Origin of the sequence: Streptomyces sp. NPDC088745 (assembly GCF_044751045.1) — a bacterium.
Taxonomy (GTDB): Bacteria; Actinomycetota; Actinomycetes; order Streptomycetales; family Streptomycetaceae; genus Streptomyces; species Streptomyces cremeus.
On sequence record NZ_JBIVLB010000008.1, the window covers coordinates 193729 to 213306 of the forward strand.

At 75.4% G+C, this 19578-nt stretch carries 16 protein-coding genes and 1 tRNA gene; 7 read left to right on the top strand and 10 right to left on the bottom strand.

All coding sequences use genetic code 11. The features are described from left to right. Positions 1-346 precede the first annotated feature (346 nt). Positions 347-1420 (top strand): LLM class flavin-dependent oxidoreductase, encoded by a 1074-nt coding sequence (locus ACIP93_RS22380; RefSeq protein WP_345222702.1) that lies wholly within the window; start codon positions 347-349, stop codon positions 1418-1420. On the opposite strand, the gene ACIP93_RS22385 is transcribed toward ACIP93_RS22380, so the two are convergent. After that, on the bottom strand, positions 1417-3162 hold the full coding sequence (locus ACIP93_RS22385; RefSeq protein WP_345226442.1) for an EAL domain-containing protein: 1746 nt from the start codon (positions 3160-3162) through the stop codon (positions 1417-1419). The two genes, ACIP93_RS22380 and ACIP93_RS22385, sit on opposite strands and share 4 nt — an antisense overlap. Positions 3163-4066: 904 nt before the next feature. On the opposite strand from ACIP93_RS22385, the gene ACIP93_RS22390 reads away from it, so the two are divergent. Further along, positions 4067-5278, top strand: coding sequence for a M6 family metalloprotease domain-containing protein (locus ACIP93_RS22390; protein WP_401761213.1), 1212 nt, complete (start codon positions 4067-4069; stop codon positions 5276-5278). Positions 5279-5408: 130 nt separating this feature from the next. Here the strand turns inward: ACIP93_RS22390 and ACIP93_RS22395 are convergent. The 6 genes from ACIP93_RS22395 to ACIP93_RS22420 form a co-directional block, all read right to left on the bottom strand. Beyond that, a tRNA-Lys gene (locus ACIP93_RS22395) sits at positions 5409-5482 on the bottom strand. Continuing rightward, the gene (locus tag ACIP93_RS22400; RefSeq protein ID WP_345222707.1) at positions 5473-6036 is read right to left on the bottom strand and encodes a bifunctional DNA primase/polymerase; all 564 of its coding nucleotides are present in this window, start codon (positions 6034-6036) and stop codon (positions 5473-5475) included. Before ACIP93_RS22400 ends, ACIP93_RS22395 begins: the two co-directional genes overlap by 10 nt. A gap of 159 nt (positions 6037-6195) precedes the next feature. Then, positions 6196-6537 (bottom strand): hypothetical protein, encoded by a 342-nt coding sequence (locus tag ACIP93_RS22405; RefSeq protein WP_345222710.1) that lies wholly within the window; start codon positions 6535-6537, stop codon positions 6196-6198. Positions 6538-6691: 154 nt separating this feature from the next. Then, a complete protein-coding gene (locus ACIP93_RS22410; RefSeq protein ID WP_345222712.1) occupies positions 6692-8050 on the bottom strand; it encodes an AAA family ATPase in 1359 nt (452 codons plus the stop codon). Between the two features lie 222 nt (positions 8051-8272). Then, entirely contained in the window at positions 8273-9877 is a 1605-nt protein-coding gene (locus tag ACIP93_RS22415) for a hypothetical protein (protein ID WP_345222714.1), read from the bottom strand. A 100-nt stretch (positions 9878-9977) separates the two neighbouring features. Further along, a complete protein-coding gene (locus ACIP93_RS22420; RefSeq protein ID WP_401761216.1) occupies positions 9978-11156 on the bottom strand; it encodes a hypothetical protein in 1179 nt (392 codons plus the stop codon). Between the two features lie 121 nt (positions 11157-11277). Between ACIP93_RS22420 and ACIP93_RS22425 the strand changes: the two genes are divergently transcribed. Beyond that, positions 11278-11880, top strand: a complete 603-nt coding sequence (locus ACIP93_RS22425; RefSeq protein ID WP_345222718.1) for a histidine phosphatase family protein — start codon at positions 11278-11280, stop codon at positions 11878-11880. Between the two features lie 13 nt (positions 11881-11893). Here the strand turns inward: ACIP93_RS22425 and ACIP93_RS22430 are convergent, their stop codons facing one another. After that, on the bottom strand, positions 11894-13360 hold the full coding sequence (locus ACIP93_RS22430; RefSeq protein ID WP_401761217.1) for a tetratricopeptide repeat protein: 1467 nt from the start codon (positions 13358-13360) through the stop codon (positions 11894-11896). 266 nt (positions 13361-13626) lie between these two features. Between ACIP93_RS22430 and ACIP93_RS22435 the strand changes: the two genes are divergently transcribed. Together ACIP93_RS22435 and ACIP93_RS22440 are read left to right on the top strand one after the other, a co-directional pair. Further along, on the top strand, positions 13627-14142 hold the full coding sequence (locus ACIP93_RS22435; RefSeq protein ID WP_401761219.1) for a hypothetical protein: 516 nt from the start codon (positions 13627-13629) through the stop codon (positions 14140-14142). 115 nt (positions 14143-14257) lie between these two features. Then, positions 14258-15133 (top strand): spermidine synthase, encoded by an 876-nt coding sequence (locus ACIP93_RS22440; RefSeq protein WP_401761220.1) that lies wholly within the window; start codon positions 14258-14260, stop codon positions 15131-15133. Positions 15134-15208: 75 nt separating this feature from the next. On the opposite strand, the gene ACIP93_RS22445 is transcribed toward ACIP93_RS22440, so the two are convergent. Further along, on the bottom strand, positions 15209-15754 hold the full coding sequence (locus ACIP93_RS22445) for a hypothetical protein (RefSeq protein WP_345222725.1): 546 nt from the start codon (positions 15752-15754) through the stop codon (positions 15209-15211). A gap of 125 nt (positions 15755-15879) precedes the next feature. On the opposite strand from ACIP93_RS22445, the gene ACIP93_RS22450 reads away from it, so the two are divergent. Both ACIP93_RS22450 and ACIP93_RS22455 read left to right on the top strand, forming a co-directional pair. Then, positions 15880-16569, top strand: a complete 690-nt coding sequence (locus ACIP93_RS22450; RefSeq protein WP_345222727.1) for a response regulator transcription factor — start codon at positions 15880-15882, stop codon at positions 16567-16569. Next, a complete protein-coding gene (locus ACIP93_RS22455; RefSeq protein WP_345222729.1) occupies positions 16566-17984 on the top strand; it encodes a HAMP domain-containing sensor histidine kinase in 1419 nt (472 codons plus the stop codon). Before ACIP93_RS22450 ends, ACIP93_RS22455 begins: the two co-directional genes overlap by 4 nt. Before the next feature lie 133 nt (positions 17985-18117). Here the strand turns inward: ACIP93_RS22455 and ACIP93_RS22460 are convergent, their stop codons facing one another. Then, positions 18118-19557: a GH1 family beta-glucosidase gene (locus ACIP93_RS22460; RefSeq protein ID WP_345222731.1), complete on the bottom strand. Its 1440-nt coding sequence runs from the start codon at positions 19555-19557 to the stop codon at positions 18118-18120. Positions 19558-19578 lie beyond the last annotated feature (21 nt).

Consider the following 19578-nt stretch of genomic DNA (forward strand, 5'->3'; position numbering starts at 1 on the left):
CCGTACCCGCGCTCCACGGTCGCCAACACCCGGCGTCCCGTCCTGGCGGTCACCTGTTCCGCACCGGCCGCACGCCCTCGCCGGGGCCGCGAGCCCAGCCCCGTGCCGGACGTTTCAGCCCGTGCCGCTCAGGCAGGAGAGGCCCCGGACCCGCCCCTCTCCCCGGAGCGCTCGCCGCGCGGCTGCCTCCGGGTCCCGTACGGGAGCGTCGTGGCTGGTCGCGGAGTTCCCCGCGCCCCCGAAGGGGCGGTGCCGTCCCGCGGCGGGGAATATCCGGAGTCGGCCTCCTGTTGGCCGGGGGACGACGTTCGAACGAACCGCCCCGCACCCCGCAGGAGGAACCCCGGTGGAAACCGCCCCCCACCCCGTCCGCGCCACCCCCCAGGGCTCCGCCCCCACCCCCCTCTCCGTCCTCGACCTCGCGACCGTCGGCGTCGGCAGCACCCCCACCGCCTCCCTCCGCACCAGCGTCGAGATCGCCCGGCTCGCCGAAGCCCGCGGCTTCCACCGGTACTGGGTCGCCGAGCACCACTCCATGCCCGGCGTCGCCAGCTCCTCCCCGGCCGTGATCCTGGCCCACCTCGCCGCCCACACCACCCGCATCCGCCTCGGTTCCGGCGGCGTCATGCTCCCCAACCACGCCCCGCTCGTCATCGCCGAGCAGTTCGGGACGCTGGAGGCGATGGCCCCGGGACGGGTGGACCTCGGCCTCGGCCGCGCCCCGGGCACCGACGGAGCCACCGCCGCCGCCCTGCGACGCACCCAGAACCCCCACGAGGGCGCCGACGAGTTCCCGCGGCAGCTCGCCGAGCTGACCCGCTTCCTCAAGGACGACTTCCCCGACGGGCACCCCTACTCCCGCATCCACGCCGTCCCCGGCCCGGTGCAGGGCCACGGCAACACCCCCCAGATCTGGCTCCTCGGCAGTTCCGGCTTCAGCGCCCGCCTCGCCGGCACCCTCGGCCTGCCCTTCGCCTTCGCGCACCACTTCTCCGCGCAGAACACCGTCCCCGCCCTCGACCTCTACCGCGAGTCCTTCCGCCCGTCGGAGGTCCTGGACGCCCCGTACGCGGTGATCGGCGTCTCCGCCCTCGCCACCGAGGACGAGGCCGAGGCCCGCCGCCAGGTGCTCACCGGCGCGCTCAACATGCTCCGGCTGCGTACCGGCAGGCCCGGCCTCATCCCGACGCCGGACGAGGCCGCCGCGTACCCGTTCAGCTCGCTGGAGCGGGAGTTCGTGGACTCCTGGCTCGGCAACGTCGTCCACGGCACCCCCGACGCCGTGCGCGCCGGACTCGACGACCTCGCCAAGCGGACCGGGGCCGACGAGCTGATGCTCACCGCCAACGCCCACACCGGCGCCGTCCGGCTGCGTTCGTACGAGCTGATCGCCGACGCCTACGGACTGCCCCGCGGCTAACCCCGCGCGGTCAGCATCGCCGCGATCCGGTCCGGCGTCGCCGGGCGCGAGTACAGCCAGCCCTGGCCCGTGTCGCAGCCGATGCGGCGCAGCCGCGCCGCCTGGCCCGCCGTCTCCACGCACTCCGCGGTGACGGTGAGGCCCAGGCGGTGCGCGAGCTGCACCAGCGCCTCGACGATCGTCTCGTCGGCCGGGTTGGGGTGCGCCTCGTCCTGGAAGCCGCGGACGAAGGAGCCGTCCAGCTTGAGGACGGAGACCGGCAGCCGGCTCAGGTAGGCGAGGTTCGAGTAGCCGGTGCCGAAGTCGTCGATGGCGATGAGGACGCCCATGTCGCTCAGCGCCTGGAGCGCCTGGAGCGGCCGGCCCGCCGAACCCATCACGGCCGATTCGGTCAGCTCCAGTTGCAGCAGACCGGGTTCGAGGCCGGTCTCGGCGAGGATCTCCGCCACGTCCGCCACCAGGTCGGAGTCCCAGACCTGCCGCACCGCCACGTTCACCGACACGAACAGGGGCTCCGCCTCCGGGTGCTCCAGTTGCCACCGCCGCGCCTGCCGGCACGCCGTGCGCAGCACCCAGCGGCCGAGGTGGACGATCGATCCGTCCTCCTCCGCGATGCCGATGAACCGATTCGGCGCGAGCGTCCCGAACTGCGGATGCCGCCACCGCACCAGGGCCTCCACTCCCCGTACGAGCCCGCCCTCCAGGTCCACCAGCGGCTGGTACTCCAGGACGAACTCGCCCCGCTCCAGGGCCGGGCGCAGCGTCGAGGACAGGGCCTGGCGGGTCATCCGGTGCGCGTTGCGCTCCGGGTCGAAGAGGGTCCAGCGGCCCTTGCCGTCCGCCTTCGCCCAGTACAGCGTCGTGTCCGCCGCCTGCATCAGGCCGGTCGCCGTCGTGCCCACCGCCGGCCGCTCCACCACCCCGATCGACGCCGACACCGACAGCCGCTGCCCCGCCAGGTCGAAGGGCTGCTGAAGCGCCGTCAGGACGGTCTGCGCCAGCTCCGCGAGCTGGTCCGTCCCCGTCGAGTCCTCCACCAGCAGCGCGAACTCGTCGCCGCCCAGGCGCGCCACCAGGTGGCCGCCCCCGGGGCCGTACCCGTTCTGCTCGGCACACCGCGTCAGCCGCGTCGCGACGGCGGTGAGCAGCCGGTCGCCGACCCGGTGTCCGAGCGTGTCGTTGACCGCCTTGAAGCCGTCCAGGTCCAGGTAGCACAGCCCGACCCGCCCGGTCCCGCCGCGCTCGTACGTCGACGCCTCCAGCGCGGCCGACAGCCGCTCGAAGAACAGCGCCCGGTTGGGCAGCCGGGTCACCGGATCGTGCATCTGGAGGTGCCGGAGCCGCGCCTGCAGCTCGCGCCAGTCGCTGATGTCGGACACCGACAGCAGGACGTTCGCACTGTCCGGTACGGGTGCCAGCGCGACCTCCACCCAGAGGGCGTGCCCGTCGTGGTGCTTGAGGCGGCGCGTGCAGCGGAACCGGGGGCGGCGGCCGTCCAGGACCTCCCGGTACGCCTGCCAGGTGCGGGCGTCGGAGGCCAGGTCCACCAGGTCGGCGGCGTCCGTGCCGTTGAGCTGCGCCGGGTCCGCGCCGAGCAGCGCGCCCAGCGCGGCGTTCGCGGCGACGACCGTGCCGCGCGGGGTGACCAGAGCCATCGCGGCCTGTGCGGCCCGGAAGGCGGCCCGGTAGTCGCGGGCCCCCGCGTCCGTCCGCGGATGGGGCTCCAGGGGGAGTCCGAGCAGCCCCTCCGGATCACTCACCAGCACGCCCGCCCTCTCACTCTCCGTGATGAACGCTGGGGCGAGTGAGGCGGAAGGGGCGAGGTCGGGCCCACAGCCGGACTCTTCGGGATTTCCGCTCACCGTGTGCTCCCGCAGGGCGATTGAGTCGTACAGGTGTCGTCGCGTGATGTCAGGGGTCCTGATGGTCGGCGTTGCCGGGGGCGGAACGGACGAAGGGTGATCGCAGGGGACCGGGGGGGATCGGACGAGGAATCCACTGCCCTGGAACGGATTCCGCGCGGGAAAGTGTGCCGATCATAGAGGCTGCCGTGAGGGCCGATCCAGCTCTGTGCCCGCGTTATCGCCGTCCGGTACGGACCCGCCGCCCGCCCCGCGCCCTCCGGCTGATCGTTTCTGCACGGGTCTGCCTTGACCTGCCGCCCTCCTGACCATTTGTGACTTTCCGTGAGGTGCCGGAGTGTCGCGGCAGGTTGCCCCGAGCACCCGAGTGGCGCACCGTAACAGGGCATACCCTCCTCAAACCCCACATTGTGGGCGAGATGTCCCGAATTCCACCGCGGAGGACCCGGAGGTCGATGTGCAGGACGAGTTGACGCCCGGCGCAGCCGAGCCCTCCCGGGCCGGCGCCACGGAACACCGGGCGGCAGACGCCGCACTCTCTTCCGCACCTCCCGGGGACGGGGCCGGGGCCGCGCCCAGAGGCGAGACCGGGCCCGCGCCCAGAGGCGAGACCGGGGCCGGGGGCGCCGGCCGGGCCGGGGACGCGGACGGGGAGCAGGACCGGGGTCAGGACCCGGCCGCGGGCCGGCAGCGGGGCCGGGACGGCGGCCCGGAAGCGGGCCGGGGCCGGGGTGCGGGCCGGAACGGGAGGCGGCGCCGGGACCGCGCGCACGGGTGGTCGCGGGTGCGGCTGCGGGGGTCGGCCGCGTTGCTGACCGCGCTGGCCGCCCTCGTCGCCACCGGGCTCGTCGCCGGGCCCGCCGCCGCCGGCGACCGGCAGTCCGGGCGGTGCGCCCTGCCGCGCACCTCCGCCCACCACTCCCTCGGCGTCGACACCTGGAACGAGGACTACCCCCGCCCCGCCCGGTCCCTCGACGCGGTGATGATCTTCCTGTCCTTCCCCGACTCCGAGCCCCTGCTCACCCCGCGCGAACTCGCCTCCGACCACTTCCCCGCCACCAGCGACTTCTTCCGCCGCGCCTCGTACGGCAAGTTCGCCCTGCGGCCGCACCCGCTGCCGGGCTGGGTCCCGATGCCGGCCGACTCCACCTCGTACGCGATACAGCGCGACTGGAGCGCCGAGAACCGCACCGCCTATCTGCGGGACGCGGTGGCCGCCGCCGACTCCCGGGTCGACTTCTCGCAGTACGACATCGTCTACCTGGTCGCCGACCCGGACGCCCCGGGCGTCGACTCCGACGCGACGAAGGTGGTCAACTTCGACACCGCGCTGCGGGCCGACGGCACCGACATCCGGCGCGTCGTCACCGTCTTCGAGAAGCACCCCCCGGACCGCCACGTCCTCGCCCACGAGACCGGCCACGTCTTCGACCTGCCCGACCTCTACCACCGCCCCTCCGACGGCAAGGGCGACTGGGACACCCACGTCGGCGACTGGGACCTCATGGGCAGCCAGTTCGGGCTGGCCCCCGACCCCTTCGGCTGGCACAAGTGGAAGCTGGGCTGGCTCGACGCCGGCCAGGTGGAGTGCGTCCCGTGGGGCACCACGAGCCGCTTCACCCTCGACCCGCTGTCCGCCCCGCCCCCGGCGGGCGGCCAGCGCGGCAACGCGCGCCTGGCGGTCGTCCGCACCGGAGAGAACACCGCTCTCGCCGTCGAGGCCCGCGACAGCACCGGCAACGACCGGGGAGCCTGCTCCGAGGGCGTCCTGATCTACCGGGTGCGCAACGGCACGGCCTCCGGCGGCGGCCCCATCGAGGTCGTCGACACCCACCCGCGCACCGAGGCATGCTGGGACAGCTCGGTCTACCCGCCGCTCGCGGACGCGCCGCTGGGCGTCGGCGAGCGGTTCACGGTGGCGCCGGAGGGAGCGCGGGTGGAGGTGGCCGAGCGGACCGGGTCGGGCGGGTGGACGGTGCAGATCACCACGGGCTGAGCCACGGCGATCCGTACCGGACGCGAAAGCCCCGTACCGGGCGTGGGAAACCCGGTGCCGGACATGAGGAAGTCCCGTACCGGACACGAGAAAGGCCCCCGAGCCGAAGCTCGGGGGCCTTTCCTGTCGGTGCGCCGCCAGGGACTCGAACCCCGGACCCGCTGATTAAGAGTCAGCTGCTCTAACCAACTGAGCTAGCGGCGCCTGCTGACGTCGTAGACATTAGCACCCTGATCGGCGGGGAGAAAAATCGATAACCGCGAGGCCCGCACACACGCCCAGAACAGCACCTCGGGACCCGGCAGCCAGGGGTGCCGCACGTCGGGCGCGACCACCCAGCGCGGCTCCTTCTCCGCCGCCCCGGGCCGCAGCGCCGGCACCGTCACCGCGTCGCCCGCCCCGTGGCACAGGAGCGGCGGTACGGCGTCCGCCCGCCGCTCCCACGCCAGCAGCGCGGGCAGCCGCTGGGCCGTCCCCGGCGCGGCGAACAGCAGCATCCGCCCCCGCTGCCCGGCCACCGGACCCGACCCCGGCCCCTCCGCCCACAGCGCGTCCAGCATCCGCCGCCCGAACACCGCCGGCACGTTCACCACGTCGAAGACCCTTCCGCAGGGCAGCACGGCCGGGGCGCCGGGCCGGGACTCCCAGGCGGACAGGGTGCTGCGCGGATACGCGGTCGCGGACACCAGCCAGGCGGCTCCGGCGTTCGTGACACGGTCGAGGGGCGGGGACGTGGGGACGGGGGCGTGTGTGGTCATACGCCCAGGTGTACTGGCGGTAAGCGGACCGTTTCCGAGAGTTGTCGGAAACGGGGACAGCGGGGCCGACGGAGGCGTATCTTGCCCGCCCGCACAAGGCGGAGGCATATGCCTCGCACACGTGTTCCCGCGGCGGCCGGTCCGCGCGGGGCCCGCCGCCTACGTCACGGGCCTCTCGCGCAGCAGCCCCCGCCCGAACTCCACCATCTTCTCGGCGTAGTCCTCGGTCCACCCCGCCCGCTCGGCGATGTCCCCCACCGCCAGCCGGTCGAACCGCTTCGGGTCCGCGAGCTGCGCCGCCGCGACCGCCTGGAACTCCACGGCCCGGTCCGTCGCGGCCCGGAACGCGTGCGTCAGCTCGGTCGCCCGGGCCAGCAGCTCCTTGGGGTCCTCCATCGACTCCAGGTCGAAGAAGTGGTCGGGGTCGGCGGCGGCCTCGGCAGGCTCGAAGAGCAGCGGTGCGGGACGCAGCCGCCGTTCGGTCCGCTCGGTTTCCGCCATGTGCTTCCTCCTGATCGGGCCGTCCAGGGGTCGGACGGCCACCCTCCATTGTCCGGATGCGCGCAAGTACGCCTCGGGCGCCCACCGCACCCGGCGCCCGGCGCGGTCCGCCGTCACGGCGCCCGCCGCCCCCGGCGCCCGGCGCGGTGCGCCGTCAGGGCGTCCACCGCACCCGGTGCTCGCCCAGGTGGGCCAGCACCGAGTGGTTCGCCTCCCACCCGTCCGGGAACTTCACCGTCACCCCCAGTTGCACCGGCTCCGTCGAGGGGTGCTCGTCCAGCAGGTCCGTCACGCCCTCCCGGCACACCACGACGCACGCGTGCCGGTGCCGGGAGGCCAGGACGCACAGGCGGCCCGTCTCCAGGTGGAAGGCCGTCGCGTCCGGCCGGCCCGACAGCGGGTGCAGGACGACCGTGACGTCGAACTCCCGCCCCTGGAGCCGGTTCGCGGTGTCGACCGCGACCCCCGTCACCCCGAGCCCGGCGAGCGCCGCCCGTACCGCGGCCGCCTGGTCGCGGTGGGCGGTGCCGACCGCGACGCGGTCCGCCGTCAGCGGGGCGGGCGTCTCGGAGCGCTCGCTGAGCGCGGCCCCGCCCCGGTCCAGCAGACGGCGCACCACGGCCGCGACGACCCCCACCGCCTCCGGGTCCGTGCGCGGGGTGTGCCGGGCGGGCAGCTCCAGCAGCCCCCACCCGGAGTGCGCGGCCTCGTCCACCACCCGGTCCACGGCCGACCCGTCCGACGGCACCCCGAAGGTGAGCCTCCGGTCGCCCGGGCCCGTACCGCTGCGGAAGGGCGTGTACGGGTAGAACGCGTCCGAGACGAGCGGCGCGGCCGACGCGGGCAGCCGCCAGGACACCGGCAGCCGGTGCTGCGGCAGCTCCGGGTTGTGCGCGAGGAGCGTGGAGACCGCGCTCGCGGACGGGTCGTACGACAGCCCCGCCCACTGCTCGGCCCCCACGATCGAGAACGGGTCGAGCTGCCCCGGGTCGCCCACGAACAGCGCCCGCTCGAACAGGCTCGCCACCGCCAGCAGCGCGTCCGACCGCATCTGGTACGCCTCGTCCACGATCGCGTGCCGCCACGGCTCGACCCCCTTGACGTGCGCCCACTTGGCCGCCGTCGAGATCACCACGTCCAGCCCGGCCAGATCGGCCGCCTTCGCGGACTTCTTCACCTGGGGGAGGTCGTCCAGCGCCTTGTCGTACGGGTCGGGGTCGGAGCTGTGCAGCCGCCCCACGGGGAGGCCGGGGCGCTTCTCGGCGAGCCGCAGCACGAGGTCGTCCACCTGGGCGTTGGTCTGCGCGACGACCATCAACGGCCGCCCGGCGTCGGCCAGTTCGAGTGCGGCGCGCACCACAAGCGTCGACTTCCCGGCCCCGGGCGGCGAGTCCACGACCACGCCCCGGTGGGTGCCGTGCAGGGTGTCGTGCAGGATCGCGGCGGTGGCGCGCGCGGCCTCGGCCCCGGGGTCGAACCCGGTGCGGTCGCTGGAGTCGGGGGAGTGGTTCATGGCTCTTCCTCGGGAGGGGCGGGGCGGGGGCGGCGGAACGGGGCGGGAGGCGGGGCGACGCGGACGCACCCGGCCGCGACGCACCCGTACGGGAACCGCGCGTGCTGACGCGGGCTCAGGTGGCGGGGCGGCGCCGGTGACTCCTCGCCCGGACCGGCCGGACCCGCCCGCCCGGCACCGGGCGGACCGGCACTCCTGCCCGCCCCCACCGCCCCCGCCGGGTCACAGCAGGTCCTCCGACGTCACCGGATCGGGACGCTCCGCCAGGACCACGCCGTCCGGCGCCGCGTCCGGGGGGCCGCCGTGGGTCCAGGGGGTCTCCTCCGGGTCGGGCAACCGGGCCCCGCCGCGCGGCTCGTGCTCGAACAGGGTCCAGCAGATCCGGTCCCCGGCCTCCGGCACGGTCCCGGGCGCGGGCTCCTTGCCGCGCCCCATCCCGTTGACGACGCGCAGCACGAGCCGCCCCCCGTCCGCCCGCCCCACGAACTCCGCGGCCTGCGCCTTCCCCTCCAGCGACCGGTACACCTTCTCGCCGCCGCCGAGCTGCGGCAGGTCGTCGGTGGTGACGGTCACCAGCGGCCGGGGACTGGGCCGCCTGCCCTCGCTCCAGCTCATCTCCACCGCCACCACCTCACTGGTGAACGCCTCCCCGGCCAGCCGCCGCGCCGCCATCGCCAGCGGGTCGTCCAGCGCCTCCTGGGCCTCCAGCCGGGCCTGCTCGGTCTCCCGCGAGGCCAGCTTCTGGGCGGCCCCCACCGCGCTGTCCCGCCGGGGCTGCGGCGGCTCACCGGCACGCACCCGGTCCCGGTGGGAGGTGTACGACCACCGGTCCCGCGTCCAGCGCTCGCCCGCCCGCACCCCCTCGGGCAGCCGCCGCATCACGTCCAGGGCCTGCCACACCGCGTCCCAGGTGGGCCGCAGCTGCGCGGCCAGCAGTTCCCTGATGCGGCGCTCGGCGGCGGCCAGTTCGCCCAGCCGCTCGTCGGCCGCCCCGCCGTCCTCGGCGGCGGCCAGCCGCTGCCGGGCCAGGTCGTAGGCGTCGATCGCGGGCGCGAGCAGCGCGTTGTCGAAGGCGGGATCGGTGGCGGGCCCGGCCGGCGGGCACACCAACTGCCCCGCCGCGTCCCGCCCGTTCTCGGCCCGCAGCGCGGCCTCGGCCCCGCTCCGCCCCTCGGGCGGGTCGATCCAGGCGAGCAGCGCACCGAGGTGCTGGTCCTCCAGGTTGCTCTGCCCGGTGGCCCAGTGCCGCCCCAGGAGGTCGGTGGCGGACAGCAGCAGCGAGGACCCGGGCACCCGGGCGCGCTCCCCGTAGTGCGTCAGCCAGCGGCCGAGCAACGGAATGTGCGGCGGCGCGGGGTAGGGCGTGTCCGGGTCCTGCTCGGCGGTCCGCCGGAACCGCGTCGACCGCCCGAGCAGCCGCACGTACGCGACGCCCGCCCGGCTGGGCACGACGATCTGCGGCGCGTCCCGGCACAGCTCGACCTCCACCGTGACCCGCTTCCCGGTCTCCGGGTCGGTCTCGGTGCGCTCGGCGGGCTCGACGTCGTCGGCACAGGAGTCCAGGTACGGCAGGACGGTCCCGGCCAGCTCGGCGAGGAACGCGAAGCGGAGTTCCCGGTCGCGCGGCTGCGGGACCGTCAGCAGCCGGGGGCTGTCCCGGTCGGTCCCGACGAGCGCCCCGAGCGGGGCCCCGGCCTCACCGGCGGTGGTCAACGGGACCAGGACCAGGGGCCGGTGGGACAGATGCCGGTGCCGGACGGTGGCGAGCGGCTGCGCCCGTCCGCTGCGGGCCGCTTCGAGCCGGGCGAGCGTGGTGATGAGGGACATGGGAGTGCGGTGCCTGGTTTCTAGTCGGTACGGAGACGGGTGCGGGGCCGCGCCCCGCCGGGGGGCGCGGGGGCGAGCGGTCGTGTCCGGGGCCGGGACCTCACACGCCCGCCCCCGCCGGGGCCGCCGCCCCGCCGAGGGCCTCGGCCCGCAGCGCCGCCGCCCGGCGCAGCGCGGCGACCGTGGGGTCGGCGGGGTCGCCGGCCCGCCCCTCCGCCGCGTCCAGCACCGCCGCGACCGTCGTCAGGCCGCCCAGTTCGCCCCGCACCCCCCGGCCCAGCGTCTCCACCGCCCCGGCCTCCCGCGCCCGCTCCCGGCAGTGGAAGGCCAGTTCGCACGCCGACAGGCACTCGGGGGCGTAGGCGGCCTCCACCGCCTCGACCGCCGCCGCCAGTTCCGACGGCTCCTCGGACAGGTCGAAGGTGGTCCCCGGCGGAAGGGCGGACGCCAGCTCCGCCACCCCGCGCATCCGCCGCAACTGCCGCACGGTCACCGAGCGTTGCTTGCGCACGTCGACCAGCGAGGCGGTCGGCAGGTTGGAGAAGTCCTTCGGGCACACCAGCAGCACCCGGTGCCCGACCTCCGCGCCCGCGACCCGCTCCGCGATCCGCTCCAGCGCCAGTACGTACACCGCCGCCTGCCGGGCCGCCGCCCCCACCTTCGCCGGGTCCGCCGAACCGTCCAGCATCGGGAAGGACTTGATCTCCACGACCGTCCACCGCCCGTCCGGGTGGACGACCACCGCGTCCGGCTCCAGATAGGCGGGCGTGCCCGCCACCTCCAGCGCCAGCATCGGATGGTCCAGCAGCGTCCAGGTCTTCTCGGCCGTCGCCTCCCGCAGGGCGAGCGCGGTCCGCGCCGTGCGCCCCTCGGGGCCCGCCGCCGACACGTCGGGCGTGCGCGCGGCGGCCGGGTCGTCGGCGCCCAGCAGCCGCAGCAGTTCCGTGCCCCCGTCGGACTTCACCCGCGCCTCGAAGGCGTTCCCGCGCATGAAGGCGAACTGCGACTGCCCGTACGCCGCGGGGGAGCCCAACGCCTGTGCCAGGGCGGTCTTGTTCACCCCCGCCCCGTCCAGCAGCGCCCGCCGTTCGCACCCCGGGTTCGCGGCCAGCGCCGCCAGCGCGCGGGCGTCCATCGGGTGCGGCGCGACGGCCGGGCCTCTCAGCTCGGCGAGTCTCTGACGTACGGGAACGGCAGCCGCGCCGGAAGCCGGAACGGCCGTTTCACGACGTGCGTGCGGAGGCTGGGGATCGGGTCCGCTGCCCAGGGTTGCGTTCACCCTCGGAAGTCTCCCATCCGCCACTGACAACACCCCCGCACCGGCCCTCCCACCCCGTGAGCGATGATGGAACCGGCCGGCCCCAATCCGGCTCGTACGCCGCAAACAGGGAGAGATCGCCATGGCACCCCGCATCCTGCTGGCCCGGCACGGTCAGACGGAGTGGTCGCTGTCCGGCCAGCACACCGGCCGGACCGACATCCCGCTCCTCGACGAGGGCCGCGACGGTGCGAAGTTGCTGGGCGAGCGACTGCACCGCGCCCCCTGGAACGGCCTGCCCGACGTCGAGGTCCGCACCAGCCCCCTGCTGCGCGCCAGCGAGACCTGCGCGATCGCGGGCTTCGGCGAGCGCGCCGAGAACTGGGACGCGCTCATGGAGTGGGACTACGGCGCGTTCGAGGGCCTCGCCCCGGACGCGATCCAGGCCCGCCGTCCCGGCTGGCAGGTCTGGCGCGACGGCGCCCCCGACGGCGAGACGCTCGCCGACGTCACCGCCCGCGTGGACGAGGTGATCGCGTGGGCCCGCTCCGCCGACCGCGACGTCCTGGTGTTCGCCCACGGACACGTCCTGCGCGCCCTCGGCGCCCGCTGGCTGGGCCTGGACGTCGGCTTCGGCGCGCACCTGCGCCTCGACCCGACCTCGCTGTCGGTCCTCGGCTGGGCGTACGGGGAGCCCGCCGTCGAGCGGTGGAACGACACCGGCCACCTGGACGCCCGCCGCTGAGCCGGGCATCCGCTCAGATCCGCCGCACCGTGTTCGCGTGCCGGGCCAGGAACGCCCCGATCACCGGGGAGCGACGGTGCGGCAGCAGCGTCCGGATGGTCTGCGCGAGCATGGTGTGCACCCGCGAGGACTGCACCTGATCCAGCAGGTCCAGCACCTTCTGCCCGACGGCCGCCGCCTCGTCCGGCACCCCCGACCTGGCCAGGTCGTCGGCCAGTTCGGCCTGGTAGAGCGCCAGGTTGCGGGCGAAGTGCGGGTCCTGGAGGGCGGCGGCCCGGTGCGCGAACCGGGCCGCCCTGCGCCAGTCGCCCAGCGCCGACCAGCACTGCGCCTCCAGGCCCGCCAGCTCGGCCGCCCCGAAGAAGCTCATCCACTCCGGGTCGTTCTCCGAAGCGCCGCACTGGAACAGCGACTTCGCCCGGACGAGCGCCTCCACACAGCCCGTGCGGTCGCCGAGCGCCGCCCAGCCGGCCGCCTCCCGCAGCGTCAGCAACGACATCAGCCGCATCGAGCCGAGCCCACGTGCCGCCCGCTGCCCGGCCTGCGCCGCCCGCAGCGCCTCCCGGGGCCGGCCCGCGTCCCTGGCCAGGAACGACGTGTTGCAGAAGGCGTGCGCCTCCAGCGCCGGGTCCCCGGCCATCCGGGCCGTCGCGAGCGCCTCCGCGTAGTGCGAACGGGCCTCCTCGAAGCGCCCCGAGTCGTGCGCCAACCAGCCCACCGACAGGGCCAGTTCCCCGGTCCCGGTGTGCAGGCGGTCCGACACCGCGCGCCGCACCGTGCCCGCGTCCAGCAGGGCGTACGCCGCCTGGAGCGGCTTGCCGGCGTGCCGGTACAGGGCGTCCGCGCCGTGCCGGTCGTCCAGCAGACGGATCTGCCGCACCGCCTCCTCGACGGCGGCGGCCTCGGCCGTGCCGGCCTGCCGGACCCCTCTGCCCGTGGCCGCCCGGGCCCGGTCCAGCGGCCCGAGCGGACCCAGCGGCCCCAGGGCGGCGGTGGCCGCCACCGTGGCGGACCCGTGTGCGATGAACGCGCGACGCAGCACGTCGCTCTCCTCGTCGGTATGGGACGGATGGGGTGGACGAGCACCGGGCGCCGAAAGACGTGCGGCAGGACCCGCGTCGGGCGTACCGGGGCGCGCCGGCAGGCCGGCGCCTCCGCGCGCCCCGCGTCCGCGCACCTCCTCCCGGGCCGTGAACCCCAGGTCCGTCAGGGCCAGACCGGGGAACATGTGCAGGAACACCCGCTCGTACGCGTAGTTGGGGCAGCGGATCTCGCCCGCCTCCACTCGCCCGATGTACCGGGCGTCGCACGCCACCTGTTCGCCGATCTCCCGGGCCGCGCGCCGCACCGCGGCGGCGAACTCACCGGGCGAGCGGTGTCCCCGCAGGGCCCGGAAGACGAGGTTGGGCTCGCCCCGCCGGGGGAGGGGCCCGGGACGCGCGGACGCGGTGGGCCGACGATTCGCCGGTGACGACGCCATGGCCACGCCCTCTCGTGCGGATGGTGCCGTGGTGCTCTCCGGGACGGATGTGCTCGCCCCGGACGGGGCACGAACGTACCGGCTGTGACGGGTCGGACACACGGAGTTCACTGACAAACCGGAAATCTCATCCACGATCTGCCATGAACTGCCATCCTTTGCGGCGGCGCGTTGCCGTAGCCGTTGACGCCGTCGCGGCGTTGACAGGGAACGGAGGGGGTGCGGCTCCCTCCCGAACGAGGAGAGTTCCCTTGTTGGAGGCCGGCATGGAGACCGTTGTTCCGGATGCTTCGGGGCCCGCTGAGGGGCGCGCGGGCCGTACGGGCGCCCCGGACGCGGCGGCGCAGCAGTGGTCGGGCCCGCGGTCCGGCGCGGCTCCCGGGGCCGAGCCGCTCGACCTGGTCACCGTGCCCGCGCGGCAGGGCCTGGAGGCGGTGGACATCCTGCGCAGGGCGTCGGCGGTGTCCGGCGAGGTGGGGCCCGTGCTGCACGACGGGCCGTGCGACACGGTCGGCTTCCTGGTCCCGCCGGGGACGGCCGACGGCTGGGACATGCCGGGCAGCGCGTGCACGCAGACGCTCGGGCGCGGGATGTCCTTCGCCGTCCCGGCCCCCGGGCAGGAGCCTGCCCCGGCCCCCGCGCACGTCCCCGAGCCGCCCGTCACGGGCACCGGCTGGCTGCTGCCCCCCACGGACGCGGTCCCGGTCACCGACCCGGACGCGCTGCGCCGGGCCCTGGGCGAGGCGGCCCGCCTCATCGAGGCCGCCGACCGCTGCCGCTGAACCCCTCCCGCACCGGGCGGGAGCGCGGCCCCCGGCCCGGGTGGCGCGCCCGCACCCCCGGAGGGACACGTTCCGCGCGGGGGCGGGGGCGCCGGGCGGCGTCGATACTGGGGGCGTGGCCAAGAAGAACTCCCCGAAGTCCCGGGCCCGCGGGACCGCCCCCGACGCCGTCGTCGAGAAGGTGGACGGCGGTCTCGCCGAGCTCATACCCGACCGGGACCGCCCCCGCTCCTGGACCCTGCTCCTCGACGGCGCCCCCCAGTCCCACGTCGACCTGGACGACCCCGCCCGCCTCGACTTCGCCTACCAGCGCCGCCTCGGCCACGTGGTCGACCTCGTCGCCCCCGCCAAGCAGCCGCTGACGGTTCTGCACCTCGGCGGCGGCGCCTTCACCCTGGCGCGGTACGTCGCCGCCACCCGGCCCCGTTCCACCCAGCAGGTGGTGGAGATCGACGTGCCGCTCGCCCAGTTGGTGCGCAGGGAACTGCCGCTGGACCCCGGGGCCCGCATCCGGGTGCGGGGGGCCGACGCCCGCGAAGGGCTCGCCAAGGCCGCCGACGGGTGGGCGGACCTCGTGATCGCCGACGTGTTCAGCGGGGCCCGCACCCCCGCCCACCTCACCAGCACCGAGTTCCTGGCCGACGTACGACGCGTGCTGAAGCCGGGCGGGCACTACGCCGCGAACCTGGCCGACGGGCCGCCGCTCGCCCATCTGCGGGGGCAGATCGCCACCGCCGCCGCCCTCTTCCCGCAGCTCGCGCTCGCCGCCGACCCCGCCGTGCTGCGCGGCAAGCGCTTCGGGAACGCCGTGCTGCTCGCCTCCGCGTCCGCGCTCCCCGTCGCCGAGTGGACCCGGCGGGTCGCCACCGACCCGCACCCGGGCCGCGTCGAGCACGGGCGCGACCTCGTCGACTTCACCGGAGGGGCCGCCCCGGTCGTGGACGTGAGCGCCCAGCCCTCACCCGCGCCCCCGTCGTCCGTCTTCAAGTGACCCTGGCGCACGTGACGCGGCGGACTCCTGAGGCGGACGTCAAGCCTCCGACGCCGCGCAACCACCCCCGTACGGCTAGGACTTGACGACCTCCACCAGCGGCGGGTGGTTGTGCCACGAGCAGAAGACCGACAGCCGGGCCGTCCCCGCGGTGAACTCCACCCGGATCCAGGACGGGTTCTTCCACACCTGCATCGCCCACCCGGAGTTCGGAGTCGCCGACTCCAGCGTCGCCGAGTCCGCCTCCAGGGAGAACAGCACCCGCCCCGCCTCCGTGTTCACCGGCTTCAGCCGGCCGGAGGAGGAGGAACCCGCCGGCGGGGAGGGCGGCGCGGGGGGCTTCGGGCTCTTCCGGGCGGCGGGCGGAGTGCGGCGTTCCGGCGGCCGGGACGGCGTCCGCCGCGCGGCGGGCGGCTCCGAGGGGCGGTGCGTGGAGGAGGACTGCGGGGGCGCGACCTCGGCCAGGCTGCCGCGCTCCGGGGCGGCGCCCGGGATCGGCAGGGCGCGCGGCGGGTCGTACGCCGTACCGGACATCACCGTGTGCACGCCCCACCACGACAGGGTGACCGCGGCCCCGGTGGCCAGCAGCCACGCCCCGGTGTGCAGGAGTCCTCGTCGCATCCGTGTCATCCTGCACCACGCGTCACCCGGCCCGCGGCAGGGGGGCCGCGCACCGGGTCACGGGGCGGTCGCGGCCACCGTCCCTGGGGGCGTCCGGCGGACGCCGATGGCGTACGGTGCGGCCCATGGCAAGTGTGCTCGTGGTCGAGGACGACCAGTTCGTGCGCTCCGCCCTCATCCGGCACCTGACCGAGGCGTCCCACACCGTGCGGAGCGTCGGAACGGCCCTGGAGGCGTTGCGCGAGGTCGCCCATTTCCGCTTCGACGTGGTCGTACTGGACCTCGGACTGCCCGACCTGGACGGGGCCGAAGCGCTCAAGATGCTGCGCTCGATCACCGACGTACCGGTGATCATCGCGACCGCGCGGGACGACGAGGCCGAGATCGTACGGCTGCTGAACGACGGCGCGGACGACTACCTGACGAAACCTTTCTCGGTCGAGCACCTGTCCGCCCGCATGGCCGCGGTGCTGCGCAGGTCGCGTTCCTCCGCGAGCGCCGAGCCCGCGCCCAGCGTGCTGCGGGTGGGCGCGCTCGCCATCGACCCGCTGCGCCGGCAGGCCGAGCTGGACGGCGTGCGCCTCGACCTGACCCGGCGGGAGTTCGACCTGCTGACCTTCCTCGCCGGGCGGCCCGGCGTCGTGGTGCCGCGCAAGGAACTCCTCGCCGAGGTCTGGCAGCAGAGCTACGGCGACGACCAGACCATCGACGTGCATCTGTCCTGGCTGCGCCGCAAACTGGGCGAGACCGCCGCCAACCCCCGCTATCTGCACACCCTTCGGGGGGTCGGCGTCAAACTGGAGCCTCCCGCGTGAGGTGGGCGCTGGTGAAGGTCTGCCTGGCCGTCACCGCCATGGTCGTGGTCGCCTTCGCGGTGCCGCTGGGCCTGGTGGTACGGGAGATGGCCGGCGACCGCGCCATCACCGGCGCCGAGCGGCAGGCCGCGTCCATCGGGCCGACCCTGTCCATCACCACCGACAGCGGGCCGCTGGAACGGGCGATGGCCATCACCGAGCCCGGCAGCAGGGGCTGGATGGCCATCCACGTCCCCGCGGTGCGGGAGGCGGGCCGGGTGGTGCGCCCCGAGCAGGAGATCGGCACGGGCCGGTCCTCCGCCGAGGACGTCGCCGCCACCCGGCGCAGCGGACGCGCGTACACGGCCGCCGTCCCCGGCGGCTCGGTGCTCCTCCAGCCGACGGCGCTGGCCGGCGGCAGCATCGCCGTCGTGGAGGTCTTCGTCCCCGAGTCGGACGTCAGCAACGGCGTCGCCACGGCGTGGCTGGTGCTGGCGGGCGTCGGTCTCGCGCTGATCGTCGGATCGGTGGCGGTCGCGGACCGGCTGGGCGTACGGATGGTCCAGCCCGCCCAGCGGCTCGCGGGCGCGGCGCAGGACCTGGGCGAGGGGAAGCTCGGCGCGCGGGTGCCGGAGGAGGGGCCGGCCGAGCTGAAGTCGGCCGCCGTCGCCTTCAACTCCATGGCCGACCAGGTCGTACAACTGCTGGAGAACGAGCGGGAGCTGGCCGCCGACCTCTCGCACCGGCTCCGCACCCCGCTCACCGTGCTGCGGCTCAACGCGGCCTCGCTCGGGGACGGCCCGGCGGCCGACCAGACGCGGGCCGCCGTCGAACAGTTGGAGCGGGAGGTCGACACCATCATCCGCACCGCGCGCGAACACCGCCCGCGAACGCTCCCGGTGGGGGCGGGCGCCGGGTGCGACGTCTCGGAGGTCGTCCGGGAGCGGATGGAGTTCTGGTCGGCGCTCGCCGAGGACGAGGGCCGCGAGGTGCGGCTCGCCGGTGTGGACCGTCCGGTGCGGATTCCGGTCGCCCGGCCCGAACTGGTGGCGGCGCTGGACGCGCTCCTGGGCAACATCTTCCGGCACACGCCCGAGGGCACGCCCTTCTCCCTCGACGTCCACAACGGGGAGGACGCGGTGATCGTGCTGGTCTCGGACGCGGGCCCCGGCATCGCCGACCCCGAGGCGGCGCTCGCCCGCGGCAACAAGGGCGACCGGGCGGGCTCGACGGGCCTGGGCCTGGACATCGTCCGCCGGGTGGCGGAGTCGACCGGGGGCGACCTGCGGATAGGCCGCTCCGTGCTCGGCGGTACCGAAGTCCGCATCTGGCTCGCCCTGGGAACGGGGCGCGGACCCCGCTCCGCCCGGCGCGGGCACCGGGTGGTGCGCCGCGCCTCCCGGCTGCGGCGGCGGGGAGTCGCCGGGCCCCACTGACCCGGCACGGGGCCCGCGCGGGGGGCGGTCGTGGCCTCCGTCCCGCGCGGGCGCGCCGTTCCCGCACCCCCCGTCGGCCTGCCCGCTGGGAAGCCGTCCCCGTCCCGCTCGCCCGGGCCCCGTACCGCGCGCGTCACTCCCGGACCGGCGGCGGCAGCACCCCCGTCCGTGCCAGCTCCCCGTACCAGCGCGCGCTCGCCTTCGGCGTCCGCTTCTGGGTGGCGAAGTCCACGTACACCGCGCCGAAGCGCTTGCTGTAGCCGTACGACCACTCGAAGTTGTCCAGCAGCGACCACAGGAAGTAGCCGCGCACGTCCGCGCCGACCGCCAGCGCCCGCCGCACCGCCTCCAGATGGGCGTGCAGGTAGGCGATGCGCTCCGGGTCCTGGACCGTGCCGTCGGCCTCCGGCTTGTCGTCGTACGCCGCCCCGTTCTCGGTGATGTACAACGGCACCCCCGGCGCTTCCCGCCCGTACTGGACGAGGAGTTCGTACAGCCCGGACGGGTCGATGGACCAGCCCATCGCGGTGCGCTCGCCCGGCGGCTGGTGGAAGGCGACGGAGTCCGCGCCCGGCCAGGGGGAGTGGTCGCTCGCCCCGTGGCCGTCCGAGCGCGGCACGTCGCCGCCGGGGGCGTGCGAGACGAGCGCCGGGGTGTAGTAGTTGATGCCCAGCCAGTCCAGCCGCTGTTGGGCCAGCTTCGCGTCGTCGCAGCCGACGAAGGACCAGTCGGTGATGCCGGCCGTGTCCGCGAGGAGGTCGTCGGGGTAGGCCCCGTGCAACAGCGGGCCCGTGAAGACCCGGTTGGCGAGGGCGTCGATGCGGCGGGCCGCGTCCACGTCCGCCGCCGACGACGGGTCCAGCGGGCGTACGACGCTGGGGTTGAGGCTGATCCCGATCCTCGCCCGCGCCGGGAGGCGGGAGCGCAGCGCCTGGGCGCCGAGGCCGTGCGCGAGGTTGAGGTGGTGGGCGGCCCGCAGGGCGGCGAGGGGCTCGGTGCGGCCGGGCGCGTGCACCCCGGACCCGTAGCCCAGGAAGGCGCTGCACCAGGGCTCGTTCAGGGTGGTCCACAGGTCGACCCGGTCGTCCAGGGCCCCGGCCACCAGGTCCGCGTACTCCGCGAACCGGTACGCGGTGTCCCGCTCCGGCCAGCCGCCCGCGTCCTCCAGTTCCTGCGGGAGGTCCCAGTGGTAGAGGGTGACGGCCGGGGTGATGCCGTGCTCCAGGAGGTCGTCGACCAGGGCGCGGTAGAAGTCCAGGCCGCGCTGGACGGCCGGGCCCCGGCCGGTCGGCTGCACGCGCGGCCAGGAGACCGAGAAGCGGTACGCGTTCAGGCCCAGGTCCGCCATCATCGCGACGTCGTCGGCCCGCCGGTGGTAGTGGTCGCAGGCCACGTCACCGGTGTCGCCGTTCTCGGTGCGGCCGGGGGTGTGCGAGAAGCGGTCCCAGATGGAGGGCGTGCGGCCGCCCTCCGCCGCCGCCCCCTCGACCTGGTAGGCGGCGGTCGCGGACCCCCACAGGAAGCCGGACGGAAAGCTGCCAGAAGACCTGTCAGAAGACCTGTCAGAAGACATGGTTCAACTCCGTTGGAAGGA

What these genes read in the sequence shown, in the direction of transcription:
- ACIP93_RS22400 (WP_345222707.1), bottom strand. Translation starts at nt 6,036, where the DNA reads ATGACCACACACGCCCCCGTCCCCACGTCCCCGCCCCTCGACCGTGTC.
- ACIP93_RS22405 (WP_345222710.1), bottom strand. Translation starts at nt 6,537, where the DNA reads ATGGCGGAAACCGAGCGGACCGAACGGCGGCTGCGTCCCGCACCGCTG.
- ACIP93_RS22410 (WP_345222712.1), bottom strand. Translation starts at nt 8,050, where the DNA reads ATGAACCACTCCCCCGACTCCAGCGACCGCACCGGGTTCGACCCCGGG.
- ACIP93_RS22415 (WP_345222714.1), bottom strand. Translation starts at nt 9,877, where the DNA reads ATGTCCCTCATCACCACGCTCGCCCGGCTCGAAGCGGCCCGCAGCGGA.
- ACIP93_RS22425 (WP_345222718.1), top strand. Translation starts at nt 11,278, where the DNA reads ATGGCACCCCGCATCCTGCTGGCCCGGCACGGTCAGACGGAGTGGTCG.
- ACIP93_RS22430 (WP_401761217.1), bottom strand. Translation starts at nt 13,360, where the DNA reads ATGGCGTCGTCACCGGCGAATCGTCGGCCCACCGCGTCCGCGCGTCCC.
- ACIP93_RS22435 (WP_401761219.1), top strand. Translation starts at nt 13,627, where the DNA reads ATGGAGACCGTTGTTCCGGATGCTTCGGGGCCCGCTGAGGGGCGCGCG.
- ACIP93_RS22445 (WP_345222725.1), bottom strand. Translation starts at nt 15,754, where the DNA reads ATGCGACGAGGACTCCTGCACACCGGGGCGTGGCTGCTGGCCACCGGG.
- ACIP93_RS22450 (WP_345222727.1), top strand. Translation starts at nt 15,880, where the DNA reads ATGGCAAGTGTGCTCGTGGTCGAGGACGACCAGTTCGTGCGCTCCGCC.
- ACIP93_RS22460 (WP_345222731.1), bottom strand. Translation starts at nt 19,557, where the DNA reads ATGTCTTCTGACAGGTCTTCTGACAGGTCTTCTGGCAGCTTTCCGTCC.